This window comes from Serratia sp. szju (assembly GCF_044594185.1).
GTDB lineage: Bacteria > Pseudomonadota > Gammaproteobacteria > Enterobacterales > Enterobacteriaceae > Serratia > Serratia bockelmannii.
Genome location: NZ_CP172576.1, coordinates 989,275 through 1,006,606 on the forward strand (window position 1 = coordinate 989,275; position 17,332 = coordinate 1,006,606).

13 protein-coding genes, 2 tRNA genes, 2 rRNA genes and 1 riboswitch are annotated in these 17,332 nt (G+C 58.6%); of the genes, 7 read left to right on the forward strand and 10 right to left on the reverse strand.

Features of this window, described 5'->3' with window-relative positions; all coding sequences use genetic code 11:
- Positions 1-18: 18 nt before the first annotated feature.
- The 4 genes from RE418_RS04755 to RE418_RS04770 form a co-directional block, all read right to left on the reverse strand.
- Positions 19-2,926 (reverse strand): 23S ribosomal RNA (locus RE418_RS04755).
- A gap of 207 nt (positions 2,927-3,133) precedes the next feature.
- Positions 3,134-3,209 (reverse strand) — tRNA-Ala (locus tag RE418_RS04760).
- Between the two features lie 38 nt (positions 3,210-3,247).
- Positions 3,248-3,324 (reverse strand) — tRNA-Ile (locus tag RE418_RS04765).
- 74 nt (positions 3,325-3,398) lie between these two features.
- Positions 3,399-4,940 (reverse strand): 16S ribosomal RNA (locus tag RE418_RS04770).
- Together the 16S and 23S rRNA genes with 2 tRNA genes alongside form the textbook arrangement of a ribosomal RNA operon.
- 637 nt (positions 4,941-5,577) lie before the next feature.
- Here RE418_RS04770 and purH point away from each other — a divergent pair.
- Together purH and purD are read left to right on the forward strand one after the other, a co-directional pair.
- The gene (purH, locus tag RE418_RS04775; RefSeq protein ID WP_089181545.1) at positions 5,578-7,167 is read left to right on the forward strand and encodes a bifunctional phosphoribosylaminoimidazolecarboxamide formyltransferase/IMP cyclohydrolase; all 1,590 of its coding nucleotides are present in this window, start codon (positions 5,578-5,580) and stop codon (positions 7,165-7,167) included.
- 48 nt (positions 7,168-7,215) lie between these two features.
- Positions 7,216-8,499: a phosphoribosylamine--glycine ligase gene (gene purD, locus RE418_RS04780; protein WP_015376331.1), complete on the forward strand. Its 1,284-nt coding sequence runs from the start codon at positions 7,216-7,218 to the stop codon at positions 8,497-8,499.
- Between the two features lie 49 nt (positions 8,500-8,548).
- Here the strand turns inward: purD and RE418_RS04785 are convergent, their stop codons facing one another.
- The 6 genes from RE418_RS04785 to nudC form a co-directional block, all read right to left on the reverse strand.
- The gene (locus RE418_RS04785) at positions 8,549-9,220 is read right to left on the reverse strand and encodes a DUF1481 domain-containing protein (protein WP_080271274.1); all 672 of its coding nucleotides are present in this window, start codon (positions 9,218-9,220) and stop codon (positions 8,549-8,551) included.
- A 36-nt stretch (positions 9,221-9,256) separates the two neighbouring features.
- Positions 9,257-9,529 carry a nucleoid-associated protein HU-alpha gene (gene hupA, locus RE418_RS04790; RefSeq protein ID WP_004929874.1) on the reverse strand — a complete coding sequence of 91 codons (273 nt, stop codon included), beginning with the start codon at positions 9,527-9,529 and terminating at the stop codon, positions 9,257-9,259.
- 189 nt (positions 9,530-9,718) lie between these two features.
- Positions 9,719-10,309, reverse strand: coding sequence for a YjaG family protein (locus RE418_RS04795; protein ID WP_025304951.1), 591 nt, complete (start codon positions 10,307-10,309; stop codon positions 9,719-9,721).
- Between the two features lie 47 nt (positions 10,310-10,356).
- Positions 10,357-11,043 (reverse strand): deoxyribonuclease V, encoded by a 687-nt coding sequence (gene nfi, locus RE418_RS04800; protein ID WP_049206080.1) that lies wholly within the window; start codon positions 11,041-11,043, stop codon positions 10,357-10,359.
- Positions 11,044-11,052: 9 nt separating this feature from the next.
- Positions 11,053-12,117, reverse strand: coding sequence for a uroporphyrinogen decarboxylase (hemE, locus tag RE418_RS04805; protein WP_025304949.1), 1,065 nt, complete (start codon positions 12,115-12,117; stop codon positions 11,053-11,055).
- A 38-nt stretch (positions 12,118-12,155) separates the two neighbouring features.
- A complete protein-coding gene (gene nudC / locus RE418_RS04810; protein ID WP_025304948.1) occupies positions 12,156-12,923 on the reverse strand; it encodes an NAD(+) diphosphatase in 768 nt (255 codons plus the stop codon).
- Positions 12,924-13,024: 101 nt separating this feature from the next.
- Here nudC and RE418_RS04815 point away from each other — a divergent pair, with 101 nt between their 5' ends.
- The 5 genes from RE418_RS04815 to thiS all read left to right on the forward strand — a co-directional run bounded on the left by RE418_RS04815 (position 13,025) and on the right by thiS (position 17,332).
- Positions 13,025-13,528, forward strand: coding sequence for an Rsd/AlgQ family anti-sigma factor (locus RE418_RS04815; RefSeq protein WP_016929420.1), 504 nt, complete (start codon positions 13,025-13,027; stop codon positions 13,526-13,528).
- A gap of 39 nt (positions 13,529-13,567) precedes the next feature.
- Positions 13,568-13,692, forward strand: a riboswitch (TPP riboswitch).
- Positions 13,693-13,806: 114 nt separating this feature from the next.
- A complete protein-coding gene (gene thiC, locus RE418_RS04820; protein ID WP_089181543.1) occupies positions 13,807-15,750 on the forward strand; it encodes a phosphomethylpyrimidine synthase ThiC in 1,944 nt (647 codons plus the stop codon).
- A complete protein-coding gene (gene thiE / locus RE418_RS04825; RefSeq protein WP_049206077.1) occupies positions 15,743-16,393 on the forward strand; it encodes a thiamine phosphate synthase in 651 nt (216 codons plus the stop codon). Before thiC ends, thiE begins: the two co-directional genes overlap by 8 nt.
- Complete coding sequence (locus tag RE418_RS04830) at positions 16,386-17,135, forward strand: HesA/MoeB/ThiF family protein (protein WP_004929883.1); 750 nt, start codon at positions 16,386-16,388, stop codon at positions 17,133-17,135. Before thiE ends, RE418_RS04830 begins: the two co-directional genes overlap by 8 nt.
- Positions 17,132-17,332: a sulfur carrier protein ThiS gene (thiS, locus tag RE418_RS04835; RefSeq protein ID WP_016929423.1), complete on the forward strand. Its 201-nt coding sequence runs from the start codon at positions 17,132-17,134 to the stop codon at positions 17,330-17,332. Before RE418_RS04830 ends, thiS begins: the two co-directional genes overlap by 4 nt.

Consider the following 17,332-nt stretch of genomic DNA (forward strand, 5'->3'; position numbering starts at 1 on the left):
AAACACCTTCGGTGTTGTAAGGTTAAGCCTCACGGATCATTAGTACTGGTTAGCTCAATGCATCGCTGCACTTACACACCCAGCCTATCAACGTCTTAGTCTTAAACGTTCCTTCAGGGGCCTTAAAGGCCCAGGGAAGACTCATCTTGAGGCAAGTTTCGCGCTTAGATGCTTTCAGCGCTTATCTTTTCCGCACTTAGCTACCGGGCAATGCCATTGGCATGACAACCCGAACACCAGTGGTGCGTTCACTCCGGTCCTCTCGTACTAGGAGCAACCCCTCTCAATCTTCCAACGCCCACGGCAGATAGGGACCGAACTGTCTCACGACGTTCTAAACCCAGCTCGCGTACCACTTTAAATGGCGAACAGCCATACCCTTGGGACCTACTTCAGCCCCAGGATGTGATGAGCCGACATCGAGGTGCCAAACACCGCCGTCGATATGAACTCTTGGGCGGTATCAGCCTGTTATCCCCGGAGTACCTTTTATCCGTTGAGCGATGGCCCTTCCATTCAGAACCACCGGATCACTAAGACCTACTTTCGTACCTGCTCGAGCCGTCACTCTCGCAGTCAAGCTAGCTTATGCCTTTGCACTAACCTCACGATGTCCGACCGTGATTAGCTAACCTTCGTGCTCCTCCGTTACTCTTTGGGAGGAGACCGCCCCAGTCAAACTACCCACCAGACACTGTCCTCACCCCAGATTATGGGGCCGAGTTAGAACATCAAACATTAAAGGGTGGTATTTCAAGGATGGCTCCACGCAGACTGGCGTCCACGCTTCAAAGCCTCCCACCTATCCTACACATCAAGGCTCAATGTTCAGTGTCAAGCTATAGTAAAGGTTCACGGGGTCTTTCCGTCTTGCCGCGGGTACACTGCATCTTCACAGCGAGTTCAATTTCACTGAGTCTCGGGTGGAGACAGCCTGGCCATCATTACGCCATTCGTGCAGGTCGGAACTTACCCGACAAGGAATTTCGCTACCTTAGGACCGTTATAGTTACGGCCGCCGTTTACTGGGGCTTCGATCAAGAGCTTCGCCTTGCGGCTGACCCCATCAATTAACCTTCCAGCACCGGGCAGGCGTCACACCGTATACGTCCACTTTCGTGTTTGCACAGTGCTGTGTTTTTATTAAACAGTTGCAGCCAGCTGGTATCTTCGACTGGCTTCAGCTCCATCCGCAAGGGACTTCACCTACATGCCAGCGTGCCTTCTCCCGAAGTTACGGCACCATTTTGCCTAGTTCCTTCACCCGAGTTCTCTCAAGCGCCTTGGTATTCTCTACCTGACCACCTGTGTCGGTTTGGGGTACGATTTAATGTTACCTGATGCTTAGAGGATTTTCCTGGAAGCAGGGCATCAACTACTTCTGCACCGTAGTGCATCGTCATCACGCCTCAGGGTTAGTATGCAACCGGATTTACCAGGTCACACCCCCTACACGCTTAAACCGGGACAACCGTCGCCCGGCTAGCCTAGCCTTCTCCGTCCCCCCTTCGCAGTAACACCAAGTACAGGAATATTAACCTGTTTCCCATCGACTACGCTTTTCAGCCTCGCCTTAGGGGTCGACTCACCCTGCCCCGATTAACGTTGGACAGGAACCCTTGGTCTTCCGGCGAGCGGGCTTTTCACCCGCTTTATCGTTACTTATGTCAGCATTCGCACTTCTGATACCTCCAGCAACCCTCACAGGCCACCTTCAACGGCTTACAGAACGCTCCCCTACCCAACAACGCCTAAGCGTCGCTGCCGCAGCTTCGGTGCATGGTTTAGCCCCGTTACATCTTCCGCGCAGGCCGACTCGACCAGTGAGCTATTACGCTTTCTTTAAATGATGGCTGCTTCTAAGCCAACATCCTGGCTGTCTATGCCTTCCCACATCGTTTCCCACTTAACCATGACTTTGGGACCTTAGCTGGCGGTCTGGGTTGTTTCCCTCTTCACGACGGACGTTAGCACCCGCCGTGTGTCTCCCGTGATAACATTCTTCGGTATTCGGAGTTTGCATCGGTTTGGTAAGCCGGGATGGCCCCCTAGCCGAAACAGTGCTCTACCCCCGAAGATGAGTTCACGAGGCGCTACCTAAATAGCTTTCGGGGAGAACCAGCTATCTCCCGGTTTGATTGGCCTTTCACCCCCAGCCACAAGTCATCCGCTAATTTTTCAACATTAGTCGGTTCGGTCCTCCAGTTAGTGTTACCCAACCTTCAACCTGCCCATGGCTAGATCACCGGGTTTCGGGTCTATACCTTGCAACTAATCGCCCAGTTAAGACTCGGTTTCCCTACGGCTCCCCTATACGGTTAACCTTGCTACAAAATATAAGTCGCTGACCCATTATACAAAAGGTACGCAGTCACACCACGAAGGTGCTCCCACTGCTTGTACGTACACGGTTTCAGGTTCTATTTCACTCCCCTCGCCGGGGTTCTTTTCGCCTTTCCCTCACGGTACTGGTTCACTATCGGTCAGTCAGGAGTATTTAGCCTTGGAGGATGGTCCCCCCATATTCAGACAGGATGTCACGTGTCCCGCCCTACTCATCGAACTCACGACCTGTGCATTTTAGTGTACGGGGCTATCACCCTTTGCTGCGCGACTTTCCAGACGCTTCCACTAACACACAAGCCGATTCAGGTTCTGGGCTCCTCCCCGTTCGCTCGCCGCTACTGGGGGAATCTCGGTTGATTTCTTTTCCTCGGGGTACTTAGATGTTTCAGTTCCCCCGGTTCGCCTCATGCCACTATGTATTCATGACATGATAGTGTGTCGAAACACACTGGGTTTCCCCATTCGGGTATCGCCGGTTATAACGGTTCATATCACCTTACCGACGCTTTTCGCAGATTAGCACGCCCTTCATCGCCTCTGACTGCCTAGGCATCCACCGTGTACGCTTAGTCACTTAACCTCACAACCCGAAGATGTTTCCATCGTTCGTGCTGCAAACATTTGAGAGACTCTATGACAGGTTACTCTTCATCCCAGTACATCTACGGAGGGATAAATTTCAGCCGTCATGTTTCAATTTTCAGCTTGTTCCAGATTGTTAAAGAGCAAAATACTTCGCAGCATACTGTCGCCAATATACTCTGAAGTATTGAAATACCGGACTATATGGTGGAGCTAAGCGGGATCGAACCGCTGACCTCCTGCGTGCAAGGCAGGCGCTCTCCCAGCTGAGCTATAGCCCCATACAGTCACGTGCAGTACCTTTTCCACTTCTGAGAAGTGGTAGGCCTGAGTGGACTTGAACCACCGACCTCACCCTTATCAGGGGTGCGCTCTAACCACCTGAGCTACAAGCCTATAAAGGTATTTCTGCTCGTTACTTTCTATCAGACAATCTGTGTGAGCACGCCACTCGAATCAATATCTTTAGGTAAGGAGGTGATCCAACCGCAGGTTCCCCTACGGTTACCTTGTTACGACTTCACCCCAGTCATGAATCACAAAGTGGTAAGCGCCCTCCCGAAGGTTAAGCTACCTACTTCTTTTGCAACCCACTCCCATGGTGTGACGGGCGGTGTGTACAAGGCCCGGGAACGTATTCACCGTAGCATTCTGATCTACGATTACTAGCGATTCCGACTTCATGGAGTCGAGTTGCAGACTCCAATCCGGACTACGACATACTTTATGAGGTCCGCTTGCTCTCGCGAGGTCGCTTCTCTTTGTATATGCCATTGTAGCACGTGTGTAGCCCTACTCGTAAGGGCCATGATGACTTGACGTCATCCCCACCTTCCTCCAGTTTATCACTGGCAGTCTCCTTTGAGTTCCCGGCCGAACCGCTGGCAACAAAGGATAAGGGTTGCGCTCGTTGCGGGACTTAACCCAACATTTCACAACACGAGCTGACGACAGCCATGCAGCACCTGTCTCAGAGTTCCCGAAGGCACCAATCCATCTCTGGAAAGTTCTCTGGATGTCAAGAGTAGGTAAGGTTCTTCGCGTTGCATCGAATTAAACCACATGCTCCACCGCTTGTGCGGGCCCCCGTCAATTCATTTGAGTTTTAACCTTGCGGCCGTACTCCCCAGGCGGTCGATTTAACGCGTTAGCTCCGGAAGCCACGCCTCAAGGGCACAACCTCCAAATCGACATCGTTTACAGCGTGGACTACCAGGGTATCTAATCCTGTTTGCTCCCCACGCTTTCGCACCTGAGCGTCAGTCTTCGTCCAGGGGGCCGCCTTCGCCACCGGTATTCCTCCAGATCTCTACGCATTTCACCGCTACACCTGGAATTCTACCCCCCTCTACGAGACTCTAGCTTGCCAGTTTCAAATGCAGTTCCCAGGTTGAGCCCGGGGATTTCACATCTGACTTAACAAACCGCCTGCGTGCGCTTTACGCCCAGTAATTCCGATTAACGCTTGCACCCTCCGTATTACCGCGGCTGCTGGCACGGAGTTAGCCGGTGCTTCTTCTGCGAGTAACGTCAATTGATGAACGTATTAAGCTCACCACCTTCCTCCTCGCTGAAAGTGCTTTACAACCCGAAGGCCTTCTTCACACACGCGGCATGGCTGCATCAGGCTTGCGCCCATTGTGCAATATTCCCCACTGCTGCCTCCCGTAGGAGTCTGGACCGTGTCTCAGTTCCAGTGTGGCTGGTCATCCTCTCAGACCAGCTAGGGATCGTCGCCTAGGTGAGCCATTACCCCACCTACTAGCTAATCCCATCTGGGCACATCTGATGGCAAGAGGCCCGAAGGTCCCCCTCTTTGGTCTTGCGACGTTATGCGGTATTAGCTACCGTTTCCAGTAGTTATCCCCCTCCATCAGGCAGTTTCCCAGACATTACTCACCCGTCCGCCGCTCGTCACCCAGGGAGCAAGCTCCCCTGTGCTACCGCTCGACTTGCATGTGTTAAGCCTGCCGCCAGCGTTCAATCTGAGCCATGATCAAACTCTTCAATTAAAAGCTTGATTTGCTTCCACTCGAGAAGCGATGCTCAAAGATTTACTGCATGAATTTTACTTCAGTTAGTCACTCTTCAAGACTTGATATTTTTTTGCATCCGAAGATGCTGGATATCGTCTTGTGGAGTGCCCACACAGATTGTCTGATAAATTGTTAAAGAGCAGTGAGTTAGGCGCTTTCGCTTGCTAACTCGAGGTGGCGTATATTACGCTTTCCTCTTTCAGAGTCAACCCTAATTTTCAGGATTTTTTCTCTGCGACCCCCGGATACTCTGTGAAGTTGTTCACATGTTCCGTGTCGATGGAGGCGCATTATAGGGAGTTCCTCGCAGGCCGCAACAGGTATTTTCAGCAAAAACGATCGTTCGCTGCATTCCACAGCAAAACCCCGCCTTATACCCACTTGCGCACAGTGTTATCCACAGATGCGATTTGCACGGAAAATTTACGAGCGCCACGCAAACGTTTTCGCTACAATTCCCCGCGACGAAACGATCCCCCTTTTTATGGGGGCGCTACCTGAATATGTGCCTGACCCTCCCTTTATAAGGCAAAAAACCCTTCCTTATAGAGAGAACGAGGTGGACATTCACGTAACGCTCTTTAATTGCGACTCAAAGCCAAGGGATAAAACCATGCAACAACCTCGTCCAATCCGCCGGGCCCTGCTCAGCGTGTCTGACAAAGCCGGTATCGTTGAATTCGCCGAAGCGCTTTCCCAGCGCGGCGTTGAACTGCTCTCCACCGGCGGCACCGCCCGCCTGCTGGCAGACGCCGGTCTGCCCGTTACCGAAGTTTCCGACTACACCGGCTTCCCGGAGATGATGGACGGACGAGTTAAGACCCTGCACCCGAAAGTTCACGGCGGTATCCTCGGCCGCCGCGGCCAGGACGACGCGGTCATGAATCAGCATGACATCCAGCCTATCGACATGGTGGTCGTCAATCTGTACCCGTTCGCCCAAACCGTGGCGCGCCCAGATTGCTCGCTGGAAGACGCGGTCGAAAATATCGATATCGGCGGCCCGACCATGGTGCGCTCCGCCGCCAAGAACCATAAAGACGTCGCCATCGTCGTGAAGAGCAGCGACTACGCCGCCATCATTACCGAGATGGACAACAACGACGGCTCGCTGCGCTATGCCACCCGCTTCGATCTCGCCATCAAAGCCTTCGAACACACCGCCGCCTACGACAGCATGATCGCCAACTACTTCGGCGCGCTGGTGCCGGCGTACCACGGCGAGACCGAACAGCCGTCCGGCCGCTTCCCGCGAACCCTGAACCTCAACTACATCAAGAAGCAGGATATGCGTTACGGTGAGAACAGCCACCAGCAGGCCGCCTTCTATATAGAAGAAGAGGTAAAGGAAGCGTCCGTCGCGACCGCCGAGCAGCTGCAGGGCAAAGCGCTGTCCTATAACAACATCGCCGATACCGACGCCGCGCTGGAATGCGTGAAAGAGTTCGCCGAACCGGCCTGCGTGATCGTCAAGCACGCCAACCCTTGCGGCGTGGCGATCGGCGACGACATCCTGGCCGCCTACGAGCGCGCTTACCAAACCGACCCGACTTCCGCCTTCGGCGGCATCATCGCCTTTAACCGCGAGCTGGACGCCGCCACCGCGCAGGCGATCATCAGCCGCCAGTTCGTGGAAGTGATCATCGCGCCAAACGTCACCCAGGAAGCGCGCTCCCTGCTGGCCGCCAAACAGAACGTGCGCGTGCTGGCCTGCGGCCAGTGGCAGCAACGCGTGGCGGGGCTGGACTTCAAGCGCGTCAACGGCGGGCTGCTGGTGCAGGATCGCGATCTCGGCATGGTGACCGCCGCCGATCTGCGCGTGGTATCCGAGCGCCAGCCGACCGAGCAGGAACTGCGTGACGCGCTGTTCTGCTGGAAAGTGGCCAAGTTCGTGAAATCCAACGCCATCGTTTATGCACGTGACAATATGACCATCGGCATAGGCGCCGGCCAGATGAGCCGCGTTTACTCCGCCAAGATCGCCGGTATCAAAGCGAGCGACGAAGGGCTGGAGGTGAAAGGATCCGCCATGGCCTCCGACGCCTTCTTCCCATTCCGTGACGGCATCGATGCCGCCGCGGCGGTCGGCATCACCTGCGTGATCCAGCCTGGCGGCTCAATCCGCGACGACGAAGTGATCGCCGCCGCCAATGAACACGGCATCGCGATGATCTTCACCGACATGCGTCACTTCCGCCATTAATTCCTTTTGCCGCGTGCGCTCCGGCGCACGCCATTCGTGGAGCCCCTGATGAACATTTTGATTATCGGCAACGGCGGGCGCGAGCACGCGCTGGCCTGGAAAGCCGCCCAGTCTCCGCTGGCGGACAAAGTCTACGTTGCGCCGGGCAACGCCGGCACCGCGCTGGAAGCCAATCTGGAGAACGTGGCGATCGCCGCCACAGATATCCCTGCCCTGGTCGCGTTCGCCCAGAGCCATGACATCGGTCTGACCATCGTCGGGCCGGAAGCGCCGCTGGTGATCGGCGTAGTCGACGCCTTCCAGGCCGCCGGTCTGAAAATCTTCGGCCCGTCGCAGGCCGCCGCGCAGCTCGAAGGCTCTAAAGCCTTCACCAAGGATTTCCTGGCGCGCCACCGCATCCCGACCGCCGAATATGAAAACTTTACCGAGGTGGAGCCGGCACTCGCCTATGTGCGCCGCAAAGGCGCACCGATCGTCATCAAAGCCGATGGCCTGGCCGCCGGTAAAGGCGTGATCGTCGCGATGACGCTGCAGGAGGCGGAAGAAGCCGTGCGTGACATGCTGGCCGGCAACGCCTTCGGCGACGCCGGTCATCGCATCGTAGTGGAAGAGTTCCTCGACGGCGAAGAAGCCAGCTTCATCGTGATGGTCGATGGCGAGAACGTGGTGCCGATGGCCACCAGCCAGGACCACAAACGCGTCGGCGACGGCGACACCGGCCCGAACACCGGCGGTATGGGCGCCTACTCTCCGGCGCCAGTTGTGACCGACGAAATCCACCAGCGCGCCATGGACCAGGTGATCTGGCCGACGGTGCGCGGCATGGCGGCGGAAGGCAATACCTACGTCGGCTTCCTGTATGCCGGCCTGATGATCTCCGCCGACGGCCAGCCGAAGGTGATCGAATTCAACTGCCGTTTTGGCGATCCGGAAACTCAGCCGATCATGCTGCGCCTGCGCTCCGATCTGGTGGAGCTGTGCCTGGCGGGTGCCGAAGGCCGCCTGAACGAGAAAAGTTCTGACTGGGACGAACGCCCTGCGCTCGGCGTGGTGCTGGCGGCCGGCGGTTATCCGGGTGATTATCGCAACGGCGAGGTGATCCAGGGGTTACCGCAGCAGGAAAGCGCCGACGGTAAGGTCTTCCACGCCGGTACGCGCCTGCAGGGCGATGACGTCGTCACCAGCGGCGGCCGCGTGCTGTGCGTGACGGCACTGGGCGACACCGTGGCGCAGGCGCAGCAACGCGCCTATCAGCTGGCGGAAGGCATTCAGTGGCCGGGCAGCTTCTGCCGCAAAGATATCGGTTATCGCGCGATTGCGCGCGGCAAGTGATTTGACCTGATAAGGTCATGACAAGAGGCTCCGCGGTGCGGGGCCTTTTTTATAGCTGGTCTTCTTTCGGTTCCCAGCTGCAGAAGTCGTCGTTCGCCACCAGCAGCAGTTCACTGCCTTCCGGCGCTTCCAACCAGGCGACGCTCACCGGCCGGCTGCTGCTGCGGGCGCGTTTTTCGATCCAGCCGATGGCGGTGGCATCCAACCCGGGTTTTAAGCGCTGGCCGTCGCAGGTTTGCACCTCGCCCTGCATCCAACGCCCCTGCAGTAATTTGACCTTGCCGGCGCGCAGCGCATTGCTGACCTCGAGGATACGTCGCGCCTGATATTGATACAGGGCGATTTCATCGCTGGTCAGCGGTTCGCGGCGTGTCGCCAGCTGGCGCTGCATAAAGCTCACCGTGCCGTCGTCGGCAAAGCGCAGTTGAATGGAGTCTCGATCGCCGTCGGCGTCGTTGCGTTTGATTTGGCGCAGCACGTCGCCCTGATAGGTATACAGCGTGGTGATGGTACCCGGCCCCCGGTAGGGACTATAGACGCTGACCAGCACCTGCGGGCGATGTTGCTCATCGTCTTTACGCCACAGGCGTATCACGCCCTGATCGGCCACAAAGCCGCTGGCGGTAAAGCTGGGAATATCGGAATGGAAACTGCAGGCGCTCAGACCGAGGGCGATGCCGGCGGCCATGAGCACCCGACGAGTAAACAAAAGGGGCGCCATCGCCCCTCTGTTTAATCTTTTCACCGAGGCGCGGTCTTATTTAACAGCGTCTTTCAGTGCTTTGCCAGAAACGAACGCAGGCACGTTGGCTGCTGCGATTTTGATTTCTTTGCCAGTCTGTGGGTTGCGGCCAGTGCGCTCGCTACGATGGTTTACTTTGAAAGTACCGAAGCCAACCAATTGTACTGCATCACCTTCTTTCAGAGACTCAGTAATAGCAGCCAGGGTGGATTCCAGAGCCAGTTTAGCTTGTGCTTTGGAAAGGTCAGCCTTGTCCGCGATTACATCAATCAGTTGAGTCTTGTTCATAAGTTATCCTTACAGTGTGTTTATCGTTTGCAAAGCATCGAGTGCGACGGATATGCCGATTGACAGCACTCTCCTGCATACACGCACCGATAGCCACTTTTTTTACGCCCCCCAAATGTAGACCAGACAGGGTGCGGATGTGAAGCCTTAAGGCATGACAAATCAGGCGTTAAATCACGTTTTGCTGCCTTATTGCGCTAAATTTATCCCGATGTTGCTGACACCGGCCTCTCGCAGGTCGGATCGCAGCCCCTTGATCAGGTCTATATCGCGCTCTTCACAGGCGTCCAACAGGCGGAAAATTTCCCATTGAATGTCCCATTCTTCCTCTACCGCAGGCAAACTGCCCAACTCTTCGTCGGTCATTTCCTTACCGGCTTGAGTCATTTCCAACATCGCCACGGTGCGAATCGATGTTTCGCTGATGGCGATGGCGTGCTCCAGCGTCTCCCCGCCGAGCCGCGAATGGATCAGTTCCCCTAATGCGATACAGGCATCAATTGCCGGGTAAACGCCGTAAAGATCGTAATCTTCCGCCGACGGAATCGCCTCTTCCAACTTCTCGAGCTGGCTGTCGAAGTTGACCTTGGCGTCCTTCACCACCAGCGTTTCCCACACCAAATCCAGAATGCGGCGATAAACCGCCGGATCGCCGAACTCGGTCTGTTTGCAGAACATCTGGTAATTCGGGTACATACGCTCGCACAAACTGGCCATAAAGGTCAAATGTTGCCAAGCCTCGTGCCGTTCCAGACGTAAATGAATCGGGTTACGTAGCATGCTTTACTCTCTTACGCGTTATCTGCGCGCAGTGTACCCGAAATCGCTCATGGCGACACCTCCGGATGCTGCTGCAACCAACGCTGAAACGCCGGACGGCGCGACGCGATGGCATCAGCCCAACGGGTCGGCTCCGGCAAACGGTAGCCCGCCATGCAGCGTTGCACCCACGCCAGCGCGCTGTCGGCGCCCACGCGGTGACCGGTAGAGATGAACAGCGGGTTGCAGCGCGCCTTGCTGCGCCATACCCAGCCCAGCTGTTCACCCTTATCTTCCAACGGCGCCAGCGCACCGACGGCGGCCTCCAGCGGTGCGAATTTGCCGCACAGGCGCTTCTTGGCCACGCCGATAGTCGGCACATCGACCAGCAGGCCGAAATGGCTGGCGACGCCGAGACGCCGCGGATGCGAAATGCCATGTCCATCGACGAAGATCAACCCCGGCTTTTGCCGCAGCTGAGCCCAGGCGGCCAACAGCGCCGGGTATTCGCGAAACGACAGGAAACCCGGGATATAAGGCATGACGGTGGCGATACGCGCCACCTGATACTCCACCAGCTCCAGCGACGGATAGCGCAGGATGGCGATGGCGGCGCGCGTCACCGCTCCCTCCTGCTCGAAGCCCACGTCGGCGCCGGCGATGAAGGCCGGCGGGTCGGCCGGCAGATCGTCGTAGCGAATGACTTCAGCCGCGCGCCGCAGCTGTTCGGCGCGCAGAGCCTGCATATCGGTCACATCGAATCCTTAACGGTGGTATTTCGCCGACTGCGCGTGCACCGCCTCGACGAAGGCGCCGGCGTGCTCAGGCGGCACATCCTGATGGATGCCGTGGCCCAGGTTGAACACATGGCCGTTGCCGTGGCCGAAACCGGCCAGAATGGTCTCCACTTCTTCCGCGATGCGCGCCGGGGAAGCATAAAGCATCGACGGATCCATGTTGCCCTGCAGCGCCACTTTATCGCCCACGCGCCGACGCGCGTCGGCGATGTCGGTGGTCCAATCCAGCCCCAGCGCATCGCAGCCGGTGGCAGCCATCGCCTCCAGCCACTGCCCGCCGCCTTTGGTGAACAGCGTCACCGGCACGCGGCGGCCGTCATTCTCACGCAGCAGGCCATCGACGATCTTGTGCATGTAGTGCAACGAGAACTCGCGGTAATCGCGCCCGGTCAACACGCCGCCCCAGGTGTCGAACACCATCACCGACTGCGCGCCGGCCTTGATCTGGGCGTTGAGGTACAGGATCACGCTGTCCGCCAGCTTGTCCAGCAACAGGTGCAGCGTGGCCGGTTCGGCATACATCATCTTCTTCAGCTTGGTGAAGGCCTTGCTGCTGCCGCCCTCAACCATATAGGTAGCCAACGTCCACGGGCTGCCGGAGAAGCCGATCAGCGGCACTTCGCCCTTCAGCTCGCGGCGGATGGTACGCACCGCGTTCATCACATAGCCCAACTCCACTTCTGGATCGAACACCGGCAGTTTGTCGACGTCAGCACGGCAGGTGATGGGTGAGCTGAAACGCGGGCCTTCGCCGGCTTCAAAGTACAGGCCAAGCCCCATGGCGTCGGGAATGGTGAGAATGTCGGAGAACAGAATGGCGGCGTCCAGCGCATAGCGGCGCAGCGGCTGCAGCGTAACCTCACAGGCCAGCTCCGCGTTCTTGCACAGCGACATGAAATCACCGGCCTGGGCGCGGGTCGCCTTGTACTCCGGTAAATAACGACCGGCCTGGCGCATCATCCATACGGGGGTCACATCCACCGGCTGGCGCAACAGCGCGCGCAGGTAGCGATCGTTCTTCAACTCAGTCATTTATGGGGCTCCCTTAATAATCTGCCGGCCATTGTACATTATTCTGCCCGGCACAGCGCCACGGTGTCCTCAATCAACCGGCGCGCCACGGTGCCGGGCGGCGGCAACAGTGGCAGTTGGTCGTAGCGATACCAGCCGGCGTTGAGCAGCTCCTTGGGGTCGTGTCGAAGGTCACCCTGATGGTAATCGGCCATAAAGGCCATCATCAGCGAGTGCGGGAACGGCCAGGGTTGTGAGGTGACGTAACGCAGGTTCTTGATTTCGATATTGCTCTCTTCCATCACTTCGCGCGCTACCGCCTGTTCCAGCGTTTCGCCCACCTCGACGAAGCCGGCCAGCACCGTGTGGATGCCGCCGCGATGGCGCACGTGTTGCGCCAGCAGGATCTGATCGTCGCGCCGAATGGCGACGATCACGCAGGGCGCAATCTGCGGGTAGTACCGCTCTTTGCAGTGGCCGCACAGGCAGGCGCTTTCGGAGCGGCTGAGGTGCATCTCATGGCCGCAGTAGCCGCAATAGCGATGAGAGCGGTAGAAATCCGCCAACTGAACGCCGCGCCCGGCAAGCTGGAACAGACCGCGATCCTGATCCAACAGCTGACGCACCGATCCCATCTCCCGCGGCATCGCCTGGCGTACCAGCCAGACCGGCGCGCCCTCCCATTCACCGATGGTGCGCGCCATGTGGCCCTGCAGCCCGAGGGCGGCGGCCGTCCCCGACGGTAATTCACCGTTCGGTAACCAAAGTTTGCTTTCATGGCTGACGATCCACCAGCCGTTTTCATTGCCCGTTAATGCAAGTTCCATATCGTTGTTGCACAACCTCAGCTTCACTGGCACTCTACAAATCGGCTTTGTTACATTTTAATAACTTACCGGTTACTTTTGTTACTTACACGGAGTCAAACATGCTCAACCGTTTGGAAAGGCTGACTCAGCGCGTTGGCGGTAGTAATGAATTAGTTGATCAATGGCTTCAGGCCCGCAAGCAGTTGCTGGTCGCCTACTGCACGCTGGTAGGCCTCAAACCGAATAAAGAAAAGCATACGCCGCTGAATGAAAAAGCGCTGGAGAACTTTTGCCACAACCTGGTGGATTATCTCTCCGCAGGGCATTTTCATATCTATGACAGAATTATCAAACAAGTGGAAGGCGCAGCCAGTCCGAAAATGTCGCTGGCGGTGAACATCTATCCCAAGCTGTGGGCCAATACTGAACAGATCATGGCGTTCCACGATCGCTATACCGAAGTGGATATCGATCAGGAGGTTTGTCTGGAATTCCACCAGGCCTTGTCGGATATCGGCGAAACGCTGGCGGCGCGCTTTGCGCTGGAAGATAAGCTGATCCAGTTGGAAGCAGAAGCCGCGCAGCAACCGCTGCCGGACCAGACGCTGGATCCGGCGCGTTAAAATTTTATAGTTTTTTTTCATATCCCTCCTATACTGGGGGGCATCTTGTCGGAGTGCCTAGCGCCTGATTTGTTCATCGAATCAGCCAGGCTGAGACCGTTAATTCGGGATCCGCGGAACCTGATCGGGTTAATACCCGCGAAGGGAACAAGAGTAATCTATCGCCACAGGCACGGCCTCCCCCTTGCGGGCGCCCTGCCTTATCGGCCACCATCATTACTCCCTCCGAGCTCCAGACAAGCAACTTTCCCAACCCAACACACTGGTAGGAACTTGCTATGTCTAACATTAATCCACCGCGCGCCCGTAAAGCGCAACGCGAAGCCGCCCAGCAGTTTATCGACACGCTGCAAGGCATGGCTTTCCCAAACTCACGCCGCATCTACCTGCAGGGCTCGCGCCGCGATATCCAGGTGCCGATGCGCGAAATTGAGCTCAGTCCGACCCTGGTCGGCGGCAGCAAAGATAGCCCGCAGTATGAACAGAACGAGGCGATCCCGGTATATGACACCGCGGGCCCCTACGGCGATCCGCAGGCCGAGCTCGATGTGCACGCCGGCCTGGCCAAGCTGCGCGCCGGCTGGATCGACGCGCGCGGCGATACTGCGACCCTGAACGGCGCCAGTTCCGGCTTCACCCAACAGCGGCTGGCGGACGAGGGGCTGGATCACCTGCGCTTCGAACATCTGCCGCTGCCGCGCAAGGCGTTGCCGGGCAAGTGCGTGACCCAGCTGCACTATGCCCGCGCCGGCATCGTCACCCCGGAGATGGAGTTTATCGCCATCCGTGAAAACATGGGGCGCGAGCGCATTCGCGGCGAGGTGCTGCGCCACCAGCATCCGGGCCAGGGCTGGGGCGCCAACCTGCCGGACAACATCACGCCGGAGTTCGTGCGCCAGGAAGTGGCCGCCGGCCGCGCCATCATTCCTGCCAACATCAATCACCCGGAGGCGGAGCCGATGATCATCGGCCGCAATTTCCTGGTGAAGGTGAACGCCAATATCGGCAACTCGGCGGTCACGTCGTCGATCGAAGAAGAGGTGGAGAAGCTGGTGTGGGCCACCCGCTGGGGCGCAGACACCGTGATGGATCTCTCCACCGGCCGCTATATTCACGAAACCCGCGAGTGGATCCTGCGCAACAGCCCGGTGCCCATCGGCACCGTGCCTATCTACCAGGCGCTGGAGAAGGTCAACGGCGTGGCGGAAAACCTCACCTGGGCGATGTTCCGCGATACGCTGCTGGAACAGGCGGAACAAGGGGTCGATTACTTCACCATCCACGCCGGCGTGCTGCTGCGCTATGTGCCGATGACCGCCAAACGCCTGACCGGCATCGTGTCGCGCGGTGGCTCGATCATGGCCAAATGGTGCCTGTCGCACCATCAGGAAAACTTCCTCTATCAGCATTTCCGTGAAATCTGCGAGATCTGCGCCGCCTACGACGTTTCGCTGTCGCTCGGCGACGGCCTGCGCCCCGGCTCGATTCAGGACGCCAACGACGAAGCCCAGTTCGCCGAGCTGCATACGCTGGGCGAGCTGACCAAAATCGCCTGGGAATACGACGTGCAGGTGATGATCGAAGGCCCGGGCCATGTGCCGATGCAGATGATCCGCCGCAATATGACCGAAGAACTGGAACACTGCCACGAAGCGCCGTTCTACACCCTCGGCCCGCTGACCACCGATATCGCCCCGGGCTATGACCATTTCACCTCCGGCATCGGCGCGGCGATGATCGGCTGGTTCGGCTGCGCCATGCTGTGTTACGTCACGCCGAAAGAGCACCTCGGCCTGCCGAACAAAGAAGACGTCAAACAGGGCCTGATCACCTACAAGATCGCCGCCCACGCCGCCGATCTGGCCAAGGGCCATCCGGGCGCGCAGATCCGCGATAACGCCATGTCCAAGGCGCGTTTCGAATTTCGCTGGGAAGATCAGTTCAATCTGGCGCTCGATCCGGCCACCGCGCGCGCCTATCACGACGAAACCCTGCCGCAGGAATCCGGCAAGGTCGCCCACTTCTGCTCAATGTGCGGGCCGAAATTCTGCTCGATGAAGATTTCGCAGGAGGTGCGCGACTACGCCGCCGCCCAGGAGACCGCCAAGCCGATCGAAGTGCAGATGACCGGCATGGAGAAAATGTCCGCCGAATTCCGTGCCCGCGGCAGCGAGCTGTATCACAGCGCCGGCACCCTGCAAGAGGAGACAAACAATGACTGATATCACGACCCCCTTCCCGGCAACGCCCCACAAGCTGGGACTCTACCCGGTCGTCGACAGCGTGGAATGGATCGCTCGCCTGCTGGAGGCCGGCGTTACCACGATCCAGCTGCGCATCAAGGATTTGCCTGACGAGCAGGTCGAAGAGGATATCGCCGCCGCCATCGCGCTGGGCCAGCGTTATCAGGCACGGCTGTTCATCAACGACTACTGGCGGCTGGCGATCAAGCATGGCGCCTACGGCGTGCATCTGGGCCAGGAAGATCTCGATACCACCGATCTGGCTGCCATTCACCGCGCCGGGTTGCGGCTCGGCGTGTCCACCCATGACGACGCCGAACTGGCGCGCGCGCTGGCGGTGAAACCGTCCTACATCGCGCTGGGGCACATCTTCCCCACCCAAACCAAAGACATGCCTTCGGCGCCGCAGGGGCTGACGGAGTTGAAACGCCACATCGCCGGCCTGGCGGATTACCCGACGGTGGCGATCGGCGGGATCAGTATCGATCGCGTACCGGCAGTGCTGGCGTGCGGCGTCGGCAGCGTGGCGGTGGTCAGCGCCATCACCCAGGCGCCGGATTGGCGCGCGGCGACGGCCGAGCTGCTGCGGCTGATCGAAGGCGAGGGGTCGAGCGATGCTTAACGATCAGGAATTCCTGCGCTACAGCCGCCAGCTGCTGCTGGAGGACGTCGGCCCGGAAGGCCAGGAGAAACTCAAGCGCGCCACGGTGTTGATCGTCGGTTTGGGCGGGCTCGGTTCCCCGGCTTCGTTGTACCTGGCCGCCGCCGGCGTCGGCACGCTGCTGCTGGCCGACGACGACCAGCTGCACGTTACCAACCTGCAGCGGCAAATCCTCTACCGCAGCGCCGATACCGCCACCGGTAAGGCGGCGCTGGCGCAACGCCATCTGCAGGCGCTGAACCCGTTGGTGGAATCCATCCCGCTGGCGCAACGGCTACAGGGGCAAGCGCTGCGCGACGCGGTCGCCCGCGCCGATCTGGTGCTGGACTGCTGCGACAATATGGCGACCCGTCATGAGGTCAATGCCGCCTGCATCGCCGCCGCCAAGCCGCTGATCAGCGGCAGCGCGGTCGGTTTCAGCGGCCAGCTGCTGGTGCTCGAGCCGCCCTATGCGCACGGCTGCTACGCCTGCCTGTATCCGGAGCAGGAAGAACCGCAGCGCAACTGCCGCACCGCCGGGGTACTCGGCCCGGTGGTCGGCGTAATCGGCACCCTGCAAGCGCTGGAGGCCATCAAGATGCTGGCCGGCATGCCTTCCTCCCTCAGCGGGAAACTGCGGCTGTTCGACGGTAAGCAGCAGAGCTGGAGCACGCTGCAACTGAGCCAGGCCCGCGCCTGCCCGGTATGCGGAGGCGCAGCATGAAAATCCGGCTGAACGACCAACCGCTTGAGCTGGCGCAGCCGCTCAGCGTCGCCGCCCTGCTGACCCAGTTGGAACGCCACCAGCCGGGCACCGCGCTGGCGATCAACCAAACCATCATCCCACGCGCCGACTGGGCCGACCATCAGGTGCAGGACGGTGACGACATTTTGCTGTTTCAAGCGATCGCCGGAGGCTGA